Here is a 17,693-nt window from a genome sequence, read left to right as displayed (position 1 = left end):
ATTGGGCACAGTGTAGGAGCAATTGATGGCCTGAGAACAATGCAAAACACTGTGGGAGCGAGCCTGCTCGCGATGGCGGTAGAACAGACACATTTGCAGTGACTGTCAGACCGCTATCGCGAGCAGGCTCGCTCCCACAGTGGATCAGTGTTACTTGGCGTTAGTCAGGGTGTTGTAGCTGGTCATCAGGTTGCGGTAGTCCGGGATGTGGTTGGAGAACAAAGTCGCCAGACCTTCCACGTCGTTGCGCCAGTCGCGATGCAGTTCACAGGCCAGGCCGAACCAGGTCATCAGCTGGGCGCCGGAGGAAGACATGCGATCCCAGGCCGATTGACGGGTCAGTTCGTTGAACGTACCGGAAGCGTCGGTCACCACGAACACCTCAAAGCCTTCGGCCAGGGCCGACAGCGCCGGGAACGCCACGCAAACCTCAGTCACCACACCCGCGATAATCAGTTGTTTCTTGCCGGTGGCCTTGATCGCCTTGACGAAGTCTTCGTTGTCCCAGGCGTTGATCTGGCCAGGGCGAGCGATGTACGGCGCGTCCGGGAACAGCGCCTTGAGTTCCGGCACCAGAGGACCATTGGGGCCAGTTTCGAAACTGGTGGTCAGAATCGTTGGCAACTTGAAGTACTTGGCCAGGTCGGCCAGGGCCAACACGTTGTTCTTGAAACGGTCCGGATCGATGTCGCGCACCAGAGAAAGCAGACCCGCCTGGTGATCGACCAGCAGAACGGCGGCGTTATCCTTGTCGAGACGTTTGTAGGAAGTAGTCATGGGGTAATCCTCGCTTTTTATCGATGCCGAACGGGCCGGCGTAAGTGAACTCTGTTTTTTCGTTTCAACGTGGCCAGGCAAGCGTAGTCAGCCAAGCCCGGCACGCCACAGCGCTACAACAATGATTTCAATCACTCATCCGGCCGAACCGGCCCGACTGGAAGTCGGCAAAGGCCTGGTGAATCTCTTGCTCGGTGTTCATCACGAACGGGCCGTGGCCGACGATGGGTTCGTCGATCGGCTCGCCGCTGAGCAGCAGCACCACGGCATCGTTATTGGCTTCCAGACTGAGCTGATTACCATTGCGCTCGAACAACGCCAACTGCCCTTCTTGCACCCGTTCCAGACCGTTGACCTGAACCGTGCCGCGCAGTACCACCAGTGCGGTGTTGCGCCCTTTGTGCAGATCCAGAGTCAGTGACTTGCCAGCGTTCAAGCGAACGTCCCATACGTCGATCGGCGTGAAGGTGCGCGCCGGGCCGCGATGGCCTTCGAACTCACCGGCGATCAAGCGCAGGCTGCCCGTGTTGTTCTTGAGCGGGATGCTCGGGATGTCACCGTCGAGAATCGTCTGGTAACCGGGGGCGGCCATCTTGTCCCTGGCCGGCAGGTTGACCCACAGCTGCACCATTTCCAGGGTGCCGCCGCTCTTGGCGAAACCTTCGGAGTGGAACTCTTCATGGACAATCCCCGAGGCTGCGGTCATCCATTGCACATCACCCGGGCCGATCTTGCCGCCGCTGCCGGTGGAGTCGCGGTGCTCCAGTTCGCCCTTGTAGACGATCGTCACGGTTTCGAAACCGCGGTGCGGATGCTGACCCACGCCACGACGCTCGGTGGTCGGGGTGAATTCGGTGGGACTTGCGTGATCCAGCAGCAGAAACGGGCTGATGTGTTTGCCCAGGTTGTCGTAGGAGAACAGTGTGCGAACCGGAAAACCGTCGCCGACCCAGTGAGGTCGTGGGCTGGTGTAGATACCGATGATATTTTTCATCTATTCCTCCAAATCTGTTGTGTGACGCGATGGACAAAGCTTAAAACCGGGGGCTTTGGTGCGCTAAACTGCAAAAATTAGCCTTAGCGTTCTATTTGGAGAACGATGGTGGAAGACCTCAACACCCTCTACTACTTCACCCAAGTGGTGGAACACCGCGGTTTCGCCCCGGCCGGGCGCGCACTGGACATGCCTAAATCCAAGCTCAGCCGACGCATTGCCGAGCTCGAAGAGCGCCTCGGCGTGCGCCTGCTGCACCGCTCCAGTCGGCATTGCTCGTTGACCGAAATCGGCCAGGCCTATTACCAGCGTTGCCTGGCCATGCGGGTGGAAGCCGAAAGCGCCGCCGAACTGATCGAACGCAACCGCTCCGAACCCCAGGGCCTGGTGCGCATCAGTTGCCCTACCGCGCTGCTGAACACCTGGGTCGGGCCGATGCTCACCCGCTACATGCTCAAATACCCGTTGGTGGAGCTGTTCATCGAAAGCACCAACCGCCGGGTCGACCTGATTCACGAGGGGTTCGACATCGCCCTGCGGGTGCGCTTTCCACCGCTGGAAAACACCGACATGGTGATGAAAGTACTGGGCAACAGCACCCAGTGCCTGGTGGGCATCCCGGCGTTTGTGCAGCGCTTGTCGTCACCGGCCACGCCGGCTGATCTCAGTGGCCTGCCGAGCGTGCATTGGGGGGGTGCGCAGCGTGAATATCAGTGGGAACTGTTCGGCGCCGACGGTGCCAGCGCGCTGATTCGTCATACGCCACGGATGGTCACCGACGACTTGCTGGCCCTGCGTCATGCGGTGCTCGCCGGCATCGGCATCGCCCACCTGCCCAGTGTGGTGGTGCGTGATGACATTGCCGCCGGCCGACTGGTGGAACTGGTGCCGGGCTGGACACCCAAGTGCGGGATCGTGCACGCGATCTTCCCTTCACGACGCGGACTGCTGCCGTCGGTACGGACCTTGATCGACTTTCTGGGGGAGGAGTTCAGCCATAGCGATATTGCTTAGGGCGGGGTTGAATTCCGACACCGAGTTGCGCCTTTCGCGAGCAAGCCCGCTCCCACAGGGGATTTGTGGTGTACGCAGATCCAATGTGGGAGCGGGCTTGCTCGCGAAGGCGTCAGACCAAACACCCTCAATACCACTGAAATATCCCCGGCCTGAGCTTCAACCTTGGTTCAAATGCTTGTCCAGCGATGACATGGCGTGCTGCAACCGATCGACGGCTTTGTCGATCAACCCCACACGGCCCTCGCGGCAGGCATGTTCCAGTTGCTCGCAACACTCGATCAAGCGCTGTGCCCGAACCATGCGCGCACCGCCCTTGATGCGGTGCGCCAGGTCTTGCAGGACATCGCGATTGCCACTGGCGTGCGCCTGGAGCAGATTATCCCGATCCTCCTGGTTGGTTGCCGCCAGTTCGCGCACCAGACGATCGAGCAGCGTACGATCCGCACCGATGTATTGCTCAAGACCACTCAGGTCTATCTCGGGCGTTGACGACTCGTCGATACGCGCTGGCGCTTCGCTCGCAAACCTGGACGCCAGCCAAACGTTCAAATCCGCCAGCAGGATGGGTTTGAACAGGCAGTCATCCATGCCCGCCTCCAGGCAGCGGACCCTTTCCTCGGGCTGCGCATTGGCGGTAAACCCCAGAATCAGTGTCGGCGGCAATCCCTGGGCGCGCTCTTCATCGCGTATTGCACCCGTCAGCTCATAACCACTGAGCCTCGGCATATTGCAGTCGGTAACGACCAGATCGAACTCATGTCCGCGCCACAGCTCAAGCCCCCGCGCGCCCTCTTCGGCCTCCAGAACACGATGCCCCAGGTGGCTCAGTTGCCGTGAAAGCAACAATCGATTGGCCGGGTGATCATCGACCACCAGAATCGTCAGTGGCCGCATCGGCGTCAGCAACCCACTATTGGCCTCCACACTGGAAAGCAACGGTTGCAATGCGATCAGCTCAAGGTCGATGTCGACCTGCGTGCCTTGTCCAGCGACGCTGTCGAGTTGCAACCCGCCGCCCATCATTTCGCATAGGGTGCGGCTGATCACCAACCCCAGCCCAGAACCGCTTCGAGCTGATTGTCGACCGTTATCGACCTGAACGAAGGGGCTGAACAACCGTTGCCGGTCGACGGCGCTGATGCCAATCCCGGTGTCTTCAATGCGTACGCTGACCGCCAGATGCCCCGACGTAAGGGGCACCACACGTAGCGTCAGGCTCACCTCACCCTCGCGGGTGAACTTGATGGCGTTGCTCAGCAGATTGGACAGCACCTGCTTGAAGCGTGTGGGGTCGATCAACACATCGCGGTCGCTGTGTTCGTCCAGATCGATTCGCCATGCCAGCTCTTTCTGCCGTGCAAGTCCTTCGAAAACCCGACACACCGACGCCACCAGCGCCCGCAGATTGGCCCGTTCAGGGGTCAGGGATAAATGCCCGGACTCGATACGCGCGATATCCAGAATGTCGCCGATCAGCGCCAGCAATTGTTGTGCGGCACTGGACGCCACCTCAATGGCGAAACGGTCGGTGACGCCCTCGTCCGCTTGCTTGAGGGCCAGCTCGAGCATACCGATCAGAGCGTTCATCGGGGTGCGGATCTCATGACTCATGGTCGCCAGAAAGGTGGTTTTGGCGCGGTTGGCATCGTCCGCCACATCCTTGGCGTCCTGCAATTGCTGCAACCACTGCTGGCGCAGGCTGATCTGCCGGCGCTGCCAGGCGATCCAGCCCAGAGCAAGCAACAGCAAGGCGCCAGCCACGGCAAAGGCCTGAAAAATACCCCGACGATGGCGCAGCCAATAGCTGTCATCGAGCACCACATCATTGCTCCAGCGGGCCACCAGGTCGTCCAGTTCCTGAGGCGAAATGCTCAGCAACGCCTTGTTCAGAATCGAGTGCAACTCCAGCGCGCCGCGGGCGGTGGCCAAGGCGATACGGGCGGGTTGATCGCCCACGGTGCTGCTGACGCGCAGATGATCGTGATACTGCCGGGCAATCAGGTAACGGGCGACGATCAATGAACTGAGCGTTGCATCAGCCTGACCCTTGATCACCCATTCCATGCCCTCGGCCGGGCTTTGCACCTCGACCAGACGCACCTGCGGCGCCCGGGCCTGCATGAACCCGAACAACGGATGACCGCGATAAATCGCCAGGCGTTTACCGGCCAGATCGTCCAGTGTCCTGGGGCTGCCCGTTGTCGTTGCACTGACCAGCACGAAGGGGTTACTTAGGTAGGCGCGGGTGAAGAGCAATGCGTCTTCACGTTCGGTACTGGGGGTGACCACAGGCAACAGGTCGATCTCGCCGTCCTGAAGTTGCTCGATTTGCCGATCCTGTGAGTGACCGCGTTGCACCTGAAAGGTCAAACCGCTGCGCTGGCTGATCAGCGTCAGCAACTGCGCCGTCAACCCGCTGAGCCGACCTTGGGCATCGTAGAACGTCAGCGGGGCAAAGTTGTCGATCGCGCCGACAGTGACCGTCGGATGCCGGTCCAGCCAGCGTTGTTCACTGGCGCTCAAACTCACCTGCTGTTGACCCGCCGTATTGGCCCTGCCCGCTCTCCAGCGCAACTCGATGACCGCGCGCTGGTCCATGGGAATCGCCGCCAGCGCTTTGTCGATGATGTCTTTAAGGCGCGGATTGTCCAACGCCAGGGCGAAGCCAAACGAATGGGCATCCAGACCGGAAGGCCCTGCCAGATGCACGTTATTGAGGTAGTTATTGTTGATCAGGTAATTGGCGCTGATGAAGTCGCCCAGGTACACATCGTCCTGCCCGAACGCCACCGCCCCGAGCGCGTCGAGGGCCGAGGGATAACGCTGCACGCTTGCATCGGGATAAAAATCTTCAACGGTCTGTGCCTGCAAATAGTCATCGGGCATGGCGATACGTTTGCCGGCAAGGTCGATGGGCATTCGCTCGCCCAGTCGGGTGACCAGCATCGGCTGATCTTCGGCATAGGCTCGGGACCTGGTCAGCGCGGGGTCGGCCGCCTCGAAGTTGTTCGATGTCCCGAGCAGATCCAGCTCATGGCGTTTGAGGGCATCCATGGCGGCTTCACGAGTGGCATACCGCAGCACCTCGATCTTGACGTGCAGCAGTTGCCCCAGCAGCTCGGCGTAATCAGCCGTAATGCCCTCCAGCTCATCGCGGTGGCGCGTCACCTCGAACGGTGGGTAGTCCGGCCCCGTCACCCCGAGGCGCAGGGCTCGTTTTTCACGTAGCCATTGCCAATCCTTTTCATCGAGCTTGACCTCAAAGCCCTCCGCTGCGGAGCGCCCCAGCAGATACAGCCGCTGCGGCTCGTCGGCCAGCGCCGGCGGAACCTGCGCCACAAGGCACAGCATCAAAGCCATCAGAAAGATGCGCACGGTCGGACTCACTCAGATCAAACAATTGCGCTTGGCGAAATCCCGCAGGTGCACTGGTGCGCTCAGCCCTAGTTTTTCGATCAATCGGTGTTTGTAGGTACTGACGGTCTTGACACTCAAATGCCTATGCTCGGCGATGGTCTTGTTGGGTATGCCCAGGGCCAAATCCCGCAGGATGGTCAGCTCACGGTTGGAGAGTTTGTCGATCATCTGTTTTTCGCTGCATTGCAGGGGGTCTTGCGATCCAGAAGGCAGCCGGGCGAAAAAGGTGTAACCGGTCATCACCGCATGCACGGCTTTTTGCAATTGACTCAGGACGTTGCTCTTGGCGACATACGCCATGGCCCCGGCGCGCATGCAACGATCCTGAAAATACTGCGGGTCCAGCGATGTGAACACCAGCACCAGGCACGGCAAGTCACTGGCCTTGATCCGTTCCAGCACATCCAGCCCGTCACCTTCGGGCATGACCAGATCCAGCACCACCAGCGTGGGTGAATGCTCACGGAGCATCGACAACGCCTCGCTACCGTTGGACGCCTCGTAAATCTGTTTGAACCTCTCCTTCTCCAGCACGATTTTGACTGCGGCGCGTACCACCGGATGATCGTCCATTGTTCGAAGCCAGTAAAAGCGTATAGTAAATGCAGGCCATTAAACGCTTAAATCCCATAAAACAAAGGCCTTTGTTCTCTATAGGTTGCCCATTGCTGCCCATTGCTATCCGTTGCTTGCTGGGGGCATAGGGGGCACAATTAGCGGCATAACACCCAACAGCCGAACAGGATGCCCCCAGATGAAAGCGCTTAGCGATACCAAGGTCAGATCTTTGAGCGAACCGGGCAGGCACACCGACGGTACGGTGCCAGGCCTTTACCTGGAAGTGAGCGAGCCGCGCAAAGATGGAAAACCTGGCTCGAAGTTATGGCGCCTGAAGTACCGACTGCATGGCAAGGAGAACCGCTACGCCATCGGTGCCTATCCAGACATCACCCTCGCCAGAGCTCGCGAACTGGCGCAGGGGGCACGCACGTCCGTAGCCAACGGCATCGCCCCACTGAAAGCCAAGACGGCCAAGGTCGAAGCGCAGAAACTGAAGGAGACGCACACCTTCAAAGCAGTCGCCGAAAAATTCCTGCTGACCAAGTCGAAGCTGGCAGCGAAGACCTTGGCCGGCTATCGCGGCGGTCTGGAAAACCATATCTATCCCCTGATTGGCAGTCTGCCGATAGCCAACGTGAACTACGGCCACGCGCTGACCCTGGTCGACCGTCTCAGCGATTCGACAGCGATGGTCAAGCATGTGCTGAGCCTGCTGAAGATGGTGCTGGACCATGCCGAGGGACGCTTCGTTGAAGGCAACGTGTTGGCCGGTCGGCGCATCAAACTGCCGAAGCATAAAAAGACCAGCCGCAAGGCGCTGGAAGATCCGGTCGACCTCGGCAACTTCCTGTGCCTGCTCGATGAATACCCGAAGCGCAACGGCATCAGCGTGCTGTCGGCACTGCGTCTGCTGACCCTGCTACCTGTGCGTCCGGTTGAGTTGGTGTGCATGCGCTGGCAGGACGTGAACCTCGACGATGCGAAGTGGGTGTACGAAGTCTCGAAGACCGGGAAAGTGTTGGTGGTTCCGTTGCAGACCCAGGCGCTCGACATCCTGCGCACCCTGAAGGCAGAAAGCCTTACCGATTGGGTCTTCCCCTCCCCTATGCATGCGGCTCGGCACATCGCCCGCGACAGCCTGCTGGCTGGACTGATTCACAGCCTCGGCTGTGAGCGTGGATCGATCTCGGCGCATGGCTTCCGTGCCACATACCGGACGCTAGGAGAGGAAGAACTCGGCATTGACCCGATTGTTCTGGAGCTGGCTTTAGGGCACAAGATGCCCGGTGTGCTGGGCGATACCTACGCACGGGCGCAACTGTTGGATAAACGCCGCGCCGCTGCACAGCTGTGGGCCGACTATCTCGATGGCCTGAAATTGGAAGCCTTGCGCAGGGCATGACGAACGGTAGTCACTAAATTCATATCTCGTCTTTACCGTCGGAATTCCCAATTATCATGGGCCTCAGCTACTCGTTGCTACCCGCCAATGTTCGCTGAGGAACACCGCCATGAACGAAGCCAATCAACCACTGACACTCATCACCGGAAGTGCCGACGCGCTGCTCGAATTCGAGGTTGTTTCGGCACGGCTTGGCGGGCTTGGCAAGACGCGAATAGATGAGCTGGAAAAGACCGACCCCAATTTCCCAAAGCGGATTGCTATCGGCCAGATCCGTGCAAACGGACGCCCTGCTCGGGTGGCCTGGCTGGAGTCTGAAGTCACAGCCTACGTGCGTGATCTGGTCGCGAAGGCGCGGTCGAAGAACTCGAACAACAATCAGCAGCCCGCCTGAATTTCCTACGGACAAAAGAAAACCCCAAGGAGCGCGAACTCGAAGGGGTTAAGGGGTATTTCCGATGAGCAATTATAGCTCGACCGCGTCTGCGAGTCACCGCCTGCCGCCGACGATTTTCGAACTCGCTGCCAAGCACCTGGTTGGCCATAGAAACAAGCCAGACGCTGGTTTAGTTGGGGCCACGGTGCAGCCGTCAGGCACACCGAAAACCACACACTCAATTTCGGCTTCCGCCGCCAACGAACTCTTGTATTGGGGCAGTACTGAATTCATCACCGAATGGGAAGCTGCCGCAGAGGAGAAGGACGAGCCCCGGATCGAGGATCTAAAGGCCCGCGCTGCGCGAGCCGAGAAGCTCGCGGACGCGGCAGATAACGGCCATCTGTTCCGGGCGGTTCACGCCCGCGCTGCCGAAGCAATACAAGCCGTAGAAGAGGCCGCAGCCAGACGCCGGACACAGCAGTCCCTGGTGCCAAACGTCGAGGTTCCTTTCGGCACAGGCTCGACCGCACTGCCTTTGCTGTCAGCCAGCACTGACCAGCAGGCGCCCGTCGCCAAGCCCAAGGCCCCCACGGCTGCATCCGGCGGCCTTAGCATCGATAGAGAATCCCGCGAAACCCTCAAGTACATATCAGAGGATTTTGTGATGCTCGCGAGCGGCTCCAAGCTGGTGGCGTATCACATCGCGAGTGGCGACGAGCTGGGGAGAGAGGGATTCATTCAGTACTGTGATAAGCACTACCACGACGTCTTGATCCTCATGCCGCCCGACAAGGACGGTAACCCGATAGAGCCGAAGCGAGCGTCTGCAGGTGAGGTATGGTGGAGTTGGAAAAACGAACTTCGTCGTGTGGTCCGTCGCATCGTGATGGAACCGACAAGCAAGCCGGAGCTGGACGATAACCCGGAAGTATTCAACCGTTGGCATGTGCTCAAGCACACCATGGCCGAGCGTGACACGACTGCCATGGCTGATGACATTGCGATCTTGACCAACCACCTGATGTACCTGTCGGATGGCGACGTGGCCGGGGTGACATTCTTCCTGTGCTGGTTGGCGCAGTTGTACCAGACGCCAGAAATCAAAATGCCCACAGCAGTCCTGCTCTATTCAAAGAACGGACGTGTGGGTAAGAACCTGATGCAGCGGCTGTTGACCCGTGTGTTTGGCCAGCCGTTGGTGGCAGGGTGCACCGGCAAAATGCTGCAGAAGAACTTCGACGATGCCATCGAGCACAAGCGCCTTGTATTCATCAATGAAATGGCCCGGTCGGAAAAGGCCGACGGATATGAACACTTCAAAAGCCAAGTGTCCGAAGAGTTCATCCAGTTCGAGGGCAAGGGGCGCGCTTCCAAGGAAATCCGCAACATTGCGCACTTTGTCATCACCACCAACCACGAAGACGCGCTGCCGCTGATGGAAAAGGATGGGCGTATCGCAGTATTGCGTTGCCTGGTCGAGCGCCAGCCGGACGCCTACTACAAACGGCTGGTGGAGTGGATCGACGGGCCTGGGGCCGGGGCACTCGCACAGATACTGGCGACGTGGGTATTCCCTAAAGACTGGGACGCCTATGCGCCAGTACCACAAACCGACGCAGCCAAAGCCATGCAACGAGCGGCTCAAGGTGACTTGTACAACAACGTCGCCGAGTTGATCGAAGCCGGCGCCGATCCATTCGACAAGGACATTCTGGTGGTCGCCGACGTCGCCAATGCGCTGATCACCAAGTACGAAAAATTATGGGCGGGCAAGATCAACACCACCACGGTCGGCGGCGTGTTGAAGCGCATGTACGGCGAGCGCGTACCTATGAGGATCGAGGGACTGCACGGGAAAACCCTCAAGAAGGGAGAGACTCCCCCGGTCATACGGGTTTACCTGCAACGCAATGCTAAGCAGTGGGAGAAGGCCACACCCGCGCAGCGTGGCGAGCACCTGAACACAGGCGTTCGGCTGTTTGCCGTGCAAGCGCCCGACGACAACCCTAAGACTGAGGTATCCGATCATGAGTAAGAAATCGAACGTTCACGACATCACCACGGGTGGACCGCTAGGTCCGGATCCTGAGCACATTTGGTTGACTGTTCTTTACCGCGTGCACCTTGACCCCGACACCATCATTGACAGGGTAGCGGCCGCTGCCCCCGCCGAACACTGGGAAACCTGGGGCCGGATACCGCCGCGCTGAGGGTTGATTACGCCCGTGGGGTTGCTGATCAGTTGGTGTACGAACTGGCCGAGGATGAGATCGATAACAGCATTTTCGACGCCCGAACACATAGTAGCAGCGAGCTCGACGACGAATACCTTGATGACCTTACGGAAGCTGCAATCTGCGCTGCGATCACGGACAGGATGCCCCGTGCTGAGGTGTGGGCTGAAGGTATGACGGATGAAGAAGTTGATGGACGGATGGTCGAAATGCTTCTCGGCAAAGTGAGCGAAATGCTTGGCCACTAGCGCCAGCAAGGAGTCAGCATCATGAATGACAATTGGGTGGGCGGCATCATCACCATTGCGGTGATTTTCGGCGGGCTGTATACGCTCGATCAATGGTCTGCCGAGGCGAGCCGGAAACAGGAAGCTCTGTGCGACGTGGCGCTGTCACACGTGGAAGTCCTCGAGGCGCGGGCACCGCGATCAATGGAACTCAAGAGCGCTAGGAAGGCAGTGAGCGATGTCTGCGACCAGCACGACTACTACGCTGGAGATTGAACCACACCGAAGCCAGGGCCTACTTACACGCGATGAGCATGGTCCTGGTTATGACCGATCCGCCGTACAGGCCGTATTGGCTACCCCCGACCACGCCCCCTTCGTCGCCAGATCTTTCCAAAACCTCATACCCGCGTGTACCACACAAAGACCCAGCTTTTTCGAGGCATTTACCCCAACTCAGTGCACTCCCAGAGCAGTCAATGCTGAACCCCTCGCGACCGTCAGGGGTGTAGGTTTTAGAGGACATGGCGCAGCCATTGAGCGCTAACGTGATGCCTAGTAGAGCGAGATTCAATTTCATGCGTCCTTACTCCATGTACGGAAGGTTGAATGGTCGACACCTATGCACCAGAAAAGAAGCTTAGCTGGATATCTGCCGCGACATGCCGCACACGCTGCTACTCTTCCGGTTTTCTCGAGCGGAGTCGAAGCAATGCCAGCACCTGAATACTCTCTCCCTGACGTCCTTGAACGTATGCACGAAAACCAGCAGGCCCTTGAGGCCGCGCTGATGGAGCTGACGCTGTTGACTGAGCAGCAAGGCAATGCGGAGATCGGTGGAAATATACGCGGTGCTCTCGAGACGATCGCTGAGAACGCTGGGCACATCAAGCAAGGCCTGGCCAAGCTGACGCTCCAGCACCGTGATTGATCAGCGGGTAAAACAAAGGGCGCTCTCCATGGCGCCCTTGTCATCTGTGCTGCACACCGGTCATTTGCCTTTCTTCTCGCCCTTCCCAGCCTCGCCCCTCGGCGCTTTCAATGGCGCCTGACCGGGGAACCGTTCCTGGCTGGGTTGGGGCTTCTTGGTCGTACCTTCGCGTTTATCAATCATCGCTCTCTACCTCATCGTCAGCGCCGGAATGGCACAGTTTGTTTTCTCTGCCCACCAGCAGTTCGACCGTGTGCCCGAACAGCTCAGCGCGCAGTACCTGGGCAATTTCTCCCAGCCTCGGCTTGTCGGCCATCGTCCACAGCGCTGCACGGAACCCCTTGAGCAATTGCCGGCGACGCTGCTTCACGGCTTCGCTGGTGCGACAGGCCTCGATGTCGTTTTGCAGGCTCCGCAACAGCGCTTCGAGGTTTGCCGCCGTCAGCTTAGGCTGTGGCCGTTTCCTGTACTTGAGTGCGTGTTCGCTCGGCATAGCACAACACCCTTAGAACGCCGGCTTAACAGCGCTGCCGCTTTTCAGCGACGACCAGTATTTGTCGAACTCGGCCTCGCTCATGTCCGCGATGTCAGCTGCGGAAATAGCGCCGCGTTCATCTGGTGCCCGCGCAGCCCCGCCGAGGTTGGACAGGCTCGTCGGTGGCTCGCGTTTGGCGGCGCGGCTGGCGGACTTGAAGCCAAGCTGCTGCGCACGCGCGTACGTGTGTTCGGCCGGATCAACACCCTGTGCCTGGCACATACGCGTGTACTGGATCAACGCAGCGGTCTGCACATTCTGGAGCTGCTCAGGCGTGGCGTTGGGGTGCTGCTGGCGGATATTTTGCGCGACAGTCTGCTGCAGGAAGGTCGCTGCTTCTGAGTAGTCGGCCCACTGCTGCATCGCACGACGTTCGGATTCGATCAGCACAGGCGTAACCTCTGCAACCCCGCGCTGGAATTGCACCTGCACATCTTCGACTTGCTGCTGGCCGCCGTTCTTCAGCTGCTCGAGCGCCTGATTGAGCTGGATCTCCTTGGCCCTGATAAATCCGATCGGATCGATTTCCGGGTCAGGGATTTCCGCCTCAGACTGCTGTTGTAACTGCGCCTGCTGTGCCGCCGCCCACTGAGCCTGGAGCTGCTGCATCTGCTGAGTCTGAGCATGCAGCTGGAGTTCCAGCGCTTGGCGTTTGGTGCGTTCCTCATGCAACGCCGCGAGCGGTACCTTGCGCTTGCTTTGTTGCGCTTGGTCTTGCTCTGCTTCGCGACCGAGCGCGCCCTGCTGGGTATCCTCCACGTCATTGGAAAGGCGGATATCCTTTTCGGCGAGGTGTTGTTCCTGCTGTTCGAGATCGGCGGCCAAAGCCTCAGGCATATCGTTGCCGATGTCATCCATCCCGGTGCTGCCGGTAAGTTCGGCGGCGAGCCCCTGGCTAAGGTCTTCGTTTTCGTTAAAGTCGCTCATTAGGCTTTCGCTCCACGGGATGGTGCACGTTTAAGTTTGGCGGCACCTGCCGCAGTGCGCGGTGCTGGCTCTGGTTCGGCCTTGCTTGGCGCCACGTGGTAACGAGCGGCGAGGTCAGCAGTACCAGCGCTGGCGGCAGCGGCCTTGGCGTTGTCCTCGAGCACCGAACGAAGCTCGTTCTGGAGGCGCTTCACTTCACGCTGATGTGCGGTGTGGGCGATGAATTCGCTGACCTCCTGAGAGGTCAAAGGTCGGCGCACCAACTGGTCGCTGCTCAGCCCGAACGCTCGGCCCGAACGCAGGCGGGTACGTTCGGCCCGCTGGATACGCATCAGCCACGTCAGCATTTCGCCTTCGGCCATCGCAGCGGTGCGTGCATCGATGCTACTCGGCGCATCAGCCAGCACATCACCCAGCGGGAACAGCGGTGGGTCCAGCTCGACGACGTAGCCCCCGGTCCTGGCCTGGACGATCCGCGCACGCGAAAAGTCGACGCTGTTTAGCTCGGCTTCGCGACGCAGGTTTCGCAGTTCGCCAGCGTCGAACACGACTACATTTCTCTCACTCATTTTGGGAGGCCTCTGTTTGCCTGGCGGCGGTGATCTTGCGATTTAGGATTTCCAGCTCAGCTTTACGAATCGCTGCACCGGTTGGCTTGGTCGCTGCGCGGAGCGCCTTCTCTGCGGCCTGTAGCACAGCGCGGGCAGCTGGCAGTTGCGTCTCGAGTAGCTTTTCGATCTCGAGCAGTTTGTCGAGCGCGGCCTGGGCTTCTAGCACAGCGGCTTGTAGTGTTTCTCGGTTAGCGGTCATCGGTTGATCCTCTTGCGTAGGTTATCGACGGGCGCCCGTTTGCCTATCGCCACATAGGAGGTGAAAGCCATCCGCACAGTGGTACGGGCTTTGGTCGAAAGCTTGTCCAGGGTTTCACGCTTCTGGTCGTCGTCCATCAGCCGCCAAGCTTTCGAGCGAATCAACTGTTTGGCGCCCTTGTGGACCAGTGCCCCGACCAGTTCGTTGAACTCGGCTTGCTGCTCTGCGGACAAAGGGAACTCTTTACCCCTGCGCGTGATGTGCGTCGGGGCATCACCCGGCGCCCAGCCAATGCGGGCCGCTTCCAGGCGCACAGGGTCGGTGCTTTCCTTGGAGTGGGTCATTGGCGCTATCGCGTTGAAGGCATTGTCAGCGTAGCGGTTGTTGGCGAGTGGCTGGCCCCATGCGTCCTGACGCACTGGCACAGACTCCCGAAGCCCTGGTAGGCGGGCCTTCATGGCGTCCATGAACGAGTCAGGTTTGCGGGCGTATTCGTCCTGGCGCGAGGCGATCCCACTGAGCAGTGCGTTGGGTTGCAGCACCGACGCAGCCGTGCGGCTGAGGAAACTGCCCGCATAGCGATCCGGGTCCGAGAGCGCTTGAGAGAGACCCTCGACGCCCTGCATCCAGGTCTTGGAGACGATGTTTTCGGCGAACGAAGCGATCAGCTTGAGCGCTACTTTCTCGGCGTCCTGATCCTTGATTTTCATGTTCACCATGTCGGACGCGAGGCCCGCCCACGCTGCGAAGGGGTCGAGGCGGTTGTAGCCATGCCATGTACCGTTGATCTTTACCGACCAAGGCTGATTACCTGCGGCGAGCCAGGCATCGCGCTCTTTGTTATCGCTGGGGCCTGCACCGGTTAAGTAACCCGCTTGTGCCAGCAAGCCTGCACCGATCATGGCCTGTGTACCGGACATCATCTTGGCGAGTGCCATTTCCTGTTTGGCACCGCCTGCCTTGAGGTCGCGCCACACGCTTGGGTACGCGAGACCAGCTGGCGAGCCTTTGATAACTCGACTGATCACGTTCATCGGCGTGCGGACGAAGGGGACGATTACGTTCAACCAGGGAACAGCGGCTTTCGCAGCGAGCACTTTCGCAGCGATTGGGCCAGCGGCCTGGTTGAAAGTTGACTCTCGTGCATAGTCGCCCGCGTCTTCGATCATCTGCGGGGTTGGATCGTTGGCGAGCTGGTCTATCCGTTTGCTGACGGTCATGCCTTGCGGGAGACTGCCGGCTTTCTTCTCAGCAAAGGCGGCACGGTGCGCCAGTGCCCTAACCTGCGCTTCGTAGTTGGTCGTTGCGAAGAAAGCATCTTCAGCACCAAGGGCGCGGAACGGCAACAACGCCGCGTTTTCGGCCGCCAGTTTTGCCGTGCCGAGTTTTCCAGGCATGGTGCGCTGCGGGAGGCTGGATTGTTCCAACTTACCGGCGCCGAGCATCGGCGATTCGCCCGTGGCGAACGCCCGCCCAGCTGCGCCAATTGCTTTCATCCGCCCACGGATCGCACCGGAAAGCAGAGCGAGCGGCTCCGACCACATGGTCTCGCCCTTGAGGCCGAACAGGCGTTTACCGCCCGCCAGCACAGCGGCGTTCATCCGATCTACGGTGTTCAGGCCGACCATCCCCAAGTTGCCGCTCATGTTGGCGATGTGCGTTGTGTAATCGTAGAGCCACCCGGCCTTGATGTAGTCGGTGATGTGATTGCCCTTACGAATCACTTTCGCTGCGTTCTGGAGTCCGCCCGACTGGATCGCCGCGCCGATGGCTTTCGCCAGATCGTCTGCGCCGGATACGCCGCCTACGCTTTCAAGGATCGCCAGCGCTTGTTTATGATCGAGCGTTGTACGACGCAATGCAGCCATGGCCCGACCGGCTTCGGCCTTCGCGCCGAGCAATTCACCCGAAGCGTGACGCATCCCCGCAAGGTCGGTGACGAACTGAGCCTTCTCTAAATCAGTGGCCTGTCCCTTGGCGATGCGTTGCTGTAAGTCCAGGACGTTAGTCATCTGGGTTTGTACGGCAGAATTAACGGCGCGGAATTCCTCGGCGTTGAATGTCTGCCCAAGCTTGCGGCCATGGAGCAATGCCTGGGCACCATCAAGGCCGATCAGGTTGGCTAACTGGGTCTGTTCTGCGTTGGTGACGACACCACGACGTCGCGCTTCTACGTCGGGTTCCGCCGGTCGTAACAGGTCGAGCGCTTGGGTTCGGCGCTCACCCTGCAGGCCGAGATTGTCGAGCGTCGCATTTATATCGACACTGCCTGCGAATGGAGTGGGTGCCAGAGTTGCGGGCGTCTGCTGATTGCCTTGCGTGGCAGCCATGACTTGGGCGTGCAAGCCCTGTGGTGCGATTGGGGCGGCGCTGGGTGCAGTGCCTGGCGTCGGCATGGCCTGCGGGTTGAATACTGGCTGACCTTGGGACTGCTGCGCGGGTTGTTGCATTGGCACAGGGGCGGTCATGTTCGGACGGCGAAGGCTGGCAGCGCCGCCCATGAGGCCACCCAATACCGCGCCTTGGCCGGCAGCATTGCCGACGCCTTCCATTGCTGGTCGGTCGGTGGCCAGGTTGGTCAGGACTTGTTGCTGCGCGCTCTGGGAAAGCTCTTCCAAGGATTCAATGCCCGCACCAGTCAGCGCACGGTTGACGATGCCTTTGGCCACATCCACGCCGTTGGCGCCGGCCAGCTGTGCATCGATGTCGAGCACGCCTAACTTGCGTCCGATGCGTGCACCAGCGGCGCCGAGCAGTCCGGTCAAACCGCCTGACAGCAGGGCAAGGCCAGTTTGACCGGCAGTAAGATCACCTGTCTGTTGGGTAATTTGTGAGGCCTGTTGGCCCGCTGCGAACAAGCCTTCGCCTGTACCTGCCCCGATCGCCCCGGCCATGCCTGGTGCAGCACCGAGCGCTCTGGCACCGAGCGCGGCGCCTTTGCCAGCGACACCGCCGACGACCATCGTCGGGACGGCCTCGATAATCTGGCCGCCGGTATACGCCGGGTTTTGCAGCATCGCAGCGATCGTCGGACCGAAGCCCTTGGCGTTCGCTACTTCATCCCTCTGCGCTTTGGCCTGCGGCGACATTTCGTCTTCCAGTACCTGACGCGCCGCCTTTGAATCCAGGCCATGCTGAACAAGCCACGGCGTAACCGCGCCCCCGGTGAGGATGTCGCCCAGACCAGCGCCTGCATCGAACGCGTTATAGGCACTGCGACCGACGCTTCCGCCGATGTCTGTCACCCATTGACCGGCTGTGCGGTCGGGCAAATCGGTTTGTCCCTGCGGTTGTGCGGCCATGAGCGCGCCGGCCATGCCACCGACTGGCGCTGGCGGATCGACCTCAAGCGGATCGCCGAACGAGCTGAGCGGATCGCCGAAGGCTGACGTGGCCTGCGCTTTTGGCACAGGGGGGCTCGGCAAAGCTGCGGGTCCGCCGTCGTCGATTGGATCACCAAACGCGCTAGTGGTCATGATCCA

General features: G+C 60.0%; 16 protein-coding genes. 7 read left to right on the top strand and 9 right to left on the bottom strand.

Annotation, left to right across the window (positions count from 1 at the left end; all coding sequences use genetic code 11):
- Positions 1-150: 150 nt before the first annotated feature.
- On the bottom strand, positions 151-777 hold the full coding sequence (gene ycaC / locus ACA044_RS10170; RefSeq protein WP_052963111.1) for an isochorismate family cysteine hydrolase YcaC: 627 nt from the start codon (positions 775-777) through the stop codon (positions 151-153).
- Between the two features lie 127 nt (positions 778-904).
- Positions 905-1,771: a pirin family protein gene (locus ACA044_RS10165; protein WP_497446234.1), complete on the bottom strand. Its 867-nt coding sequence runs from the start codon at positions 1,769-1,771 to the stop codon at positions 905-907.
- Positions 1,772-1,876: 105 nt separating this feature from the next.
- On the opposite strand from ACA044_RS10165, the gene ACA044_RS10160 reads away from it, so the two are divergent.
- A complete protein-coding gene (locus ACA044_RS10160) occupies positions 1,877-2,785 on the top strand; it encodes a LysR substrate-binding domain-containing protein (RefSeq protein ID WP_497446233.1) in 909 nt (302 codons plus the stop codon).
- Positions 2,786-2,944: 159 nt separating this feature from the next.
- On the opposite strand, the gene ACA044_RS10155 is transcribed toward ACA044_RS10160, so the two are convergent.
- Together ACA044_RS10155 and ACA044_RS10150 are read right to left on the bottom strand one after the other, a co-directional pair.
- The gene (locus ACA044_RS10155) at positions 2,945-6,175 is read right to left on the bottom strand and encodes a transporter substrate-binding domain-containing protein (protein WP_497446232.1); all 3,231 of its coding nucleotides are present in this window, start codon (positions 6,173-6,175) and stop codon (positions 2,945-2,947) included.
- Positions 6,176-6,778, bottom strand: a complete 603-nt coding sequence (locus tag ACA044_RS10150; protein ID WP_497446231.1) for a response regulator — start codon at positions 6,776-6,778, stop codon at positions 6,176-6,178.
- 181 nt (positions 6,779-6,959) lie between these two features.
- Between ACA044_RS10150 and ACA044_RS10145 the strand changes: the two genes are divergently transcribed.
- The 6 genes from ACA044_RS10145 (at position 6,960) to ACA044_RS10120 (ending at position 11,939) form a co-directional block, all read left to right on the top strand.
- Positions 6,960-8,168 carry a tyrosine-type recombinase/integrase gene (locus ACA044_RS10145; protein ID WP_497446230.1) on the top strand — a complete coding sequence of 403 codons (1,209 nt, stop codon included), beginning with the start codon at positions 6,960-6,962 and terminating at the stop codon, positions 8,166-8,168.
- A 109-nt stretch (positions 8,169-8,277) separates the two neighbouring features.
- Positions 8,278-8,562, top strand: coding sequence for a helix-turn-helix transcriptional regulator (locus tag ACA044_RS10140; protein WP_497446229.1), 285 nt, complete (start codon positions 8,278-8,280; stop codon positions 8,560-8,562).
- Positions 8,563-8,626: 64 nt separating this feature from the next.
- On the top strand, positions 8,627-10,582 hold the full coding sequence (locus ACA044_RS10135) for a primase-helicase family protein (RefSeq protein ID WP_497446228.1): 1,956 nt from the start codon (positions 8,627-8,629) through the stop codon (positions 10,580-10,582).
- A 210-nt stretch (positions 10,583-10,792) separates the two neighbouring features.
- Positions 10,793-11,029 carry a hypothetical protein gene (locus ACA044_RS10130; RefSeq protein ID WP_497446227.1) on the top strand — a complete coding sequence of 79 codons (237 nt, stop codon included), beginning with the start codon at positions 10,793-10,795 and terminating at the stop codon, positions 11,027-11,029.
- A gap of 21 nt (positions 11,030-11,050) precedes the next feature.
- Positions 11,051-11,284, top strand: coding sequence for a hypothetical protein (locus ACA044_RS10125; RefSeq protein WP_497446226.1), 234 nt, complete (start codon positions 11,051-11,053; stop codon positions 11,282-11,284).
- A gap of 436 nt (positions 11,285-11,720) precedes the next feature.
- On the top strand, positions 11,721-11,939 hold the full coding sequence (locus tag ACA044_RS10120) for a hypothetical protein (RefSeq protein ID WP_497446127.1): 219 nt from the start codon (positions 11,721-11,723) through the stop codon (positions 11,937-11,939).
- A gap of 175 nt (positions 11,940-12,114) precedes the next feature.
- Here ACA044_RS10120 and ACA044_RS10115 read toward each other — a convergent pair whose 3' ends face one another.
- The 5 genes from ACA044_RS10115 to ACA044_RS10095 are packed head-to-tail and all read right to left on the bottom strand — an operon-like array spanning position 12,115 to position 17,621.
- Positions 12,115-12,432 (bottom strand): hypothetical protein, encoded by a 318-nt coding sequence (locus ACA044_RS10115; RefSeq protein WP_497446225.1) that lies wholly within the window; start codon positions 12,430-12,432, stop codon positions 12,115-12,117.
- Between the two features lie 12 nt (positions 12,433-12,444).
- Positions 12,445-13,401, bottom strand: coding sequence for a hypothetical protein (locus ACA044_RS10110; RefSeq protein ID WP_497446224.1), 957 nt, complete (start codon positions 13,399-13,401; stop codon positions 12,445-12,447).
- Entirely contained in the window at positions 13,401-13,970 is a 570-nt protein-coding gene (locus ACA044_RS10105; RefSeq protein ID WP_497446130.1) for a hypothetical protein, read from the bottom strand. The genes ACA044_RS10110 and ACA044_RS10105 overlap by 1 nt, the downstream gene beginning before the upstream one ends.
- Positions 13,963-14,211 carry a hypothetical protein gene (locus ACA044_RS10100; protein ID WP_497446131.1) on the bottom strand — a complete coding sequence of 83 codons (249 nt, stop codon included), beginning with the start codon at positions 14,209-14,211 and terminating at the stop codon, positions 13,963-13,965. The genes ACA044_RS10105 and ACA044_RS10100 overlap by 8 nt, the downstream gene beginning before the upstream one ends.
- Positions 14,208-17,621: a hypothetical protein gene (locus ACA044_RS10095; RefSeq protein WP_497446223.1), complete on the bottom strand. Its 3,414-nt coding sequence runs from the start codon at positions 17,619-17,621 to the stop codon at positions 14,208-14,210. Before ACA044_RS10095 ends, ACA044_RS10100 begins: the two co-directional genes overlap by 4 nt.
- Positions 17,622-17,693: the final 72 nt, after the last annotated feature.

This window comes from Pseudomonas sp. LBUM1673 (assembly GCF_059695645.1).
Note: the sequence above shows the minus strand (reverse complement) of the source record. Positions and strands in the feature narration are given on the sequence as shown.